This window comes from Rhizobacter sp. P1_G5, from assembly GCF_056405435.1.
Genome location: NZ_JBFUCB010000508.1, coordinates 1 through 4482, shown reverse-complemented (window position 1 = coordinate 4482; position 4482 = coordinate 1). Strand labels below are relative to the sequence as shown.

6 protein-coding genes are annotated in these 4482 nt (G+C 66.8%); 4 read left to right on the top strand and 2 right to left on the bottom strand.

The window, feature by feature from the left end; all coding sequences use genetic code 11:
• The 4 genes from AC1D12_RS25695 to AC1D12_RS25680 all read left to right on the top strand — a co-directional run.
• A partial coding sequence (locus AC1D12_RS25695; RefSeq protein ID WP_477843752.1) for a fatty acid desaturase family protein occupies window positions 1-987 on the top strand: 987 nt, incomplete at its 5' end.
• 4 nt (window positions 988-991) lie between these two features.
• On the top strand, window positions 992-1930 hold the full coding sequence (locus AC1D12_RS25690; RefSeq protein WP_477843750.1) for a glutathione S-transferase family protein: 939 nt from the start codon (window positions 992-994) through the stop codon (window positions 1928-1930).
• Complete coding sequence (locus AC1D12_RS25685) at window positions 1927-2835, top strand: SDR family oxidoreductase (protein ID WP_477843748.1); 909 nt, start codon at window positions 1927-1929, stop codon at window positions 2833-2835. The genes AC1D12_RS25690 and AC1D12_RS25685 overlap by 4 nt, the downstream gene beginning before the upstream one ends.
• Before the next feature lie 158 nt (window positions 2836-2993).
• Window positions 2994-3443 (top strand): nuclear transport factor 2 family protein, encoded by a 450-nt coding sequence (locus tag AC1D12_RS25680; protein WP_477843754.1) that lies wholly within the window; start codon window positions 2994-2996, stop codon window positions 3441-3443.
• 54 nt (window positions 3444-3497) lie between these two features.
• On the opposite strand, the gene AC1D12_RS25675 is transcribed toward AC1D12_RS25680, so the two are convergent.
• Window positions 3498-3875: a type II toxin-antitoxin system VapC family toxin gene (locus AC1D12_RS25675; RefSeq protein WP_477826966.1), complete on the bottom strand. Its 378-nt coding sequence runs from the start codon at window positions 3873-3875 to the stop codon at window positions 3498-3500.
• Window positions 3876-3883: 8 nt separating this feature from the next.
• Window positions 3884-4294, bottom strand: coding sequence for a hypothetical protein (locus tag AC1D12_RS25670; protein WP_477843746.1), 411 nt, complete (start codon window positions 4292-4294; stop codon window positions 3884-3886).
• Window positions 4295-4482: the final 188 nt, after the last annotated feature.

Genomic DNA, 4482 nt, shown 5'->3' with positions numbered 1-4482 from the left:
GCGGCGGCACGCCGCATCCTGAACGCCGGCGAGATCGCGTCGCTGACGCAGTTGAACGACTGGCGCTCGCTGGGCGCGGTGGGGGTCACGTTCGGCAGCATTGCGCTGGCGGTGGCTGCGGCCTTGCTCACCTGGGGCATGCCGTGGGGCTGGGCGATCGCGATCCTCGCGGTGGGGGTGATCGGCGTGCACCAGCACGGCCTGTTCATCCTGGCGCACGAATCGGCGCACTACCGGCTGTTCAGCCACCGCGGCGTCAACGATGCGGTGGGCCGGCTGATCGGCATGGCCGGCGGCATCTCGATGTGCACCTACCGCGTGATCCACCGGCTGCACCACAACAACCTCTACACGGCGGAAGACCCCGACACGGCCATCCACGGCGGTTATCCGCGTGGCGTGGGGTACCTGTGGAAGAAGCTGGGCCAGGACCTGGTCGGCTGGAATGCGTGGAAGACCTTCGCGTACTTCTTCGGCGCGCCGGCACTCAATGACGTGACGCAGAAGGCGGCCCGGCCGCTGGACGACACCTCGCCGCAGCTGCGTGCCAGCGCGCGGCGCGACCGCTGGGCGGTGGTGGCGTTTCAGGTGGCGGCGCCGCTGCTCTGCTGGGCCTTCGGCGGCGGCCGCGGCCTGCTGCAATACGCCATCCTGTGGATGCTGYCGCTGCTGACGGTGCTGCAACCGATCCTGCGGCTGCGCGCGATCATGGAGCACGGCGGCGTGACCGACCTGTCGTCGCCGCTGACGGCGGCGCGCAGCAACCGCACGAGCGGCAGTGTCGCCAACGTGATGGGCCGGGCGCTGCTGTTCCCGCACCATGTGAACTACCACCTGGAGCATCACCTGTACCCCGCCGTGCCGCACTACCACCTGCCTCGCCTGCATCGCCTGCTGGTGGAGAAGGGTGCCTTGCACCAGGCCGAGGTTCGCGATGTGCGCGGTACCTGGCGGATCATCTTTGCGCCGCGGGCGCCGAAGGGGTGAGACGATGACCGACCTGATCCTGCATCACTACGACGGCTCGCCGTTCTCCGAGAAGATCCGCCTGATCCTCGGCTTCAAGGGGCTGGCGTGGAAATCGGTCAAGGTGCCGGTGATGCTGCCCAAGCCCGACGTCGTTGCGTTGACCGGTGGCTACCGCCGCACGCCGTTCCTGCAGATCGGGGCCGACATCTGGTGCGACACCGCACTGATGGCCCGCGTGATCGACACGCTGGCGCCCAAGCCGGCGCTCTATCCGCATGCCGCCGGCGAACTGCAGCACCTCGTCGCGCAGTGGGCCGATTCGACGCTGTTCTGGACGGCGATCCCGTACACGATGCAGCCGGCCGGCGTGGCCCACATCTTCGAAGGGGCGCCACCCGAGTTCCTGAAGGCCTTCGGTGCGGATCGCGCCGCGATGACCGCCGGCATGCGCCGCGTGACCACCGCCGATGCCGCCGTGCAACTGCAGAGCTACTTCAGTTGGCTCGAATCGCAGGTGGCCGATGGCCGGCCGTTCTTGATGGGCGCGCAGCCCTGCATCGCGGATTTCTCGGTCGCGCAATCGCTGTGGTACGTGCGCCGCGCGCCGCCCGTCGCGACCATCCTCGCGCCGTTCCAGAAGCTGATCGGCTGGTACGAGCGGGTCGCGGCGTTCGGGCACGGCACGGTCGAGAAGATGACGAGTGCCGACGCGCTCGACATCGCCGCGCGCACCACCGGGCACGTGCCGACGAAGGTGGAGCCCGGCCTCGGCTTCGACGCCGGTACGGCCGTCACCGTGATGCCCACCGATTACGCGCCCGATCCGGTGGCCGGCGCGCTGGTCGGGCTCACGGCGCACGAGGTCGTCATCGAGCGGCGCGACGAGCGCGGCGGGCTGCTGCACGTGCATTTCCCACGCATCGGCTACCAGGTCAAGAAGGTTTCAACGGAGACGACATGAAGAACTTCAAGGGTGGCACCGCCGTCATCACCGGCGCGGGTTCGGGGTTCGGGCTCGAGGCTTCGCGCATCGCCGCGCGATTGGGCATGAACGTCGTGATGGCCGACGTGCAGCAGGACGCGCTCGATGCCGCGGCGGCCGAGATCCGCAGCCTCGGCGCGCAGGTGCTCGCGCAGCGGATCGATGTCGCGAAGGCGGCCGAGGTCGAGGCGCTGGGCGCGGCCACCTTCGAGCGCTTCGGCGCGCCGAACTTCGTCTTCAACAACGCCGGCGTCGGGGCCGGCGGGCTGATCTGGGAACACACGCTGAAGGACTGGGAGTGGGTCGTCGGCGTCAACCTGATGGGCGTCGCGCACGGCGTGCGGGTCTTCACGCCGATGATGCTGGAGGCTGCAGGGAAAGATCCCGCGTGGCGCGGCCACATCGTCAACACCGCGTCGATGGCCGGCATGGTGTGCGCACCCAACATGGGCGTCTACAACGTGACCAAGCATGCGGTCGTTGCGCTCAGCGAGACGCTCTACCAGGACCTGCGCCTCGTCACCGACCAGGTGAGCGCCTCGGTGCTGTGCCCGTTCTTCGTGCCCACCGGCATCCACCAGAGCCATCGCAACCGGCCGGCCGACCTGCGCGACGGCGCCGTGAAGCCCACGAAGAGCCAGCTGATCGCGCAGGCGATGAGCAACAAGGCGGTGACCAGCGGCAAGCTCAGCGCCGCCGACGTGGCGCAGATGGTGTTCGATGCGATTGCCAATGACCGCTTCTACATCTTCAGCCACCCGAAGAGCCTCGCCAGCGTGCAGACGCGGCTCGAGGACATCATGACGCCGCGCAACCCGACCGATCCGTTCGCGCAGAAGCCGGAGCTGGGTGAGGAACTGAAGGCGGCACTGCGTACGGCATAACTCGTCATACAACTGATCCATCGCGATCCCCGATACCCAGGGCTAACCCGCATGGCAGCGGGCACATCGGTCTCCTCATAATGCGGCCCGTTTCGCAGTTGTACGATGACGTACGACATCCGATCCGGCCTCATGACCCCCTGAAGGAGACGACGATGATGAAGATCAAGACCATGCTTGGCGTGCTGGCCGRCAGCCTGGCGCTGTGCGCCTGTTCGGTGMTGCCCGCCGGCAGCGGTGGCGCGAACGATTCAGCCGTGGCCGCGGCCGAGAAGCTGCGCGTCGCGATGGTCGACCCCGACCAGGCGGTGCTGAGCGTGCTGGTGGCCGATGAGCTGAGCTACGGCCACTCGGGTGGCAGGATCGACACGAAGGCGAGCTTCATCGGCGACCTGGTGGCCGGTAACTCCGATTTCGTCAGCATCGACATCAGCGACCAGACGGTCAAGGTGGTGCAGGACGTCACGATCATCCGCCACACGCTGGTCGCCAAGACCAACGACCGCGGCGTGGCCGGCAACGTCAAGCTGCACGTGCTGCAGGTGTGGCAACGCCAGGGCGGCGCATGGAAGCTGCTGGCTCGCCAGGCGGTGCGGCCGCCGGCGTGATGCGAGGGGTTGGCCTGCGGCGTGTGTCATGCCGCAGGTCGGCCCTTTGGCAGATCAAGGCTCGAACGCCTCGATCTGCATCTCAGGCACTGCATGGAAGTGCTTGCGATTGCCGGTCAGCAGCACGGCCTGATGTTCGACCGCGGTCGCCGCGATGAGCGCATCAGCCAGCCGCAGACCATGCGACAACGCCATCGCTTCGACAAGTTCTGTCGCGCGCTGCGAGATGGCCGGTGTCAGCGGGACGATTTCCGTGCGTCTCGCGGCCAGGCTTTTCTTCAGCTGCAGCAGCTCTCGCTTGTTTCGGCAACCCTGGGCGAGCTCGATGTACGTCACCACCGACATGCGCCATGGGCGAATATGGCCCAGACGCCGGGCCGCGCCGACATGACCACGCGTGTGCCACACCAGCACATCTGAATCGATCAGCATCGGCAACCTCAGTCGTTGCGTGGCGTGCCGTCCGCGTTGAAACGCGAGGCACGAATCGATCGGATGTAGCCCTCGACATCTTTCATGTCTTCGCGATCACGCCACATGCCGAACAGCGGGTCGTCGGTGGGCGTGTCCGAAGTGTCTGTCTGCTGCGATATGTCGGCTTCAGCCTCAATGTGCACGGTGACCAACCCGCTTCCAGTTGGCGTCAATTGAGCACGCCACTGCGCCGGGAGTTCGGCAACGGGAACATGTTTGATGACGACGGGATTCATGGAGGTCCTCGCATCGAGTTGCATTCGCGGCGCACCGCGGCGCTCTGACTGGCACTCGACCTTACCACCGGTGTGGGACGGGTTGAGGGTTGCCACGGATGGATTGATCTGGGCGTTCGAGAAGTTGGTGTTGTCGCGCATGAGCTTGAGGGGAAGTGTTCTCCGAGTCTCGATGTCGAAAGTCGAGGCTTGAAGGAGAAGCCCCTTACGCCGACGCGCCTTCGCGCATCGATCAGGGTCGCGCCTCGACCCCAGGGCCCATCCGTTGATCGACCCATTTCAGGCCGGCCTGCCGCGCGTGCAGGGCGGCCTGTTCCGCTTCCGGGAAC